The following is a 234-nucleotide window of genomic DNA, read 5'->3' on the forward strand; positions in this document are numbered from 1 at the left end:
TTCGAGCCGGAGCTTGTAAAGAAGGGCCAGACCCGGATTGACGGGATCGACGACAGGATCATCGGTCTCTATGCCGCCGGCCTGACTGTCCGGGACATCCAGACCCATCTGCTTGATCTTTATGGCCTGAAGGTCTCTCCCGACCTGATCAGCCGCGTCACCGATGCCGTGCTGGACGAGGTCCGGGAGTGGCAGGGCCGGGCGCTGGATCGGATGTATCCCATCGTGATCTTC

General features: G+C 61.1%; 1 protein-coding gene. It reads left to right on the forward strand.

The features are described 5' to 3' along the window. Positions 1-234: transposase (locus tag B7449_RS17595; protein ID WP_048883957.1), on the forward strand; the 234-nt coding region annotated here is incomplete at both ends.

Source organism: Komagataeibacter intermedius TF2, assembly GCF_000964425.1.
In the GTDB taxonomy this organism is placed as follows: Bacteria; Pseudomonadota; Alphaproteobacteria; order Acetobacterales; family Acetobacteraceae; genus Komagataeibacter; species Komagataeibacter intermedius.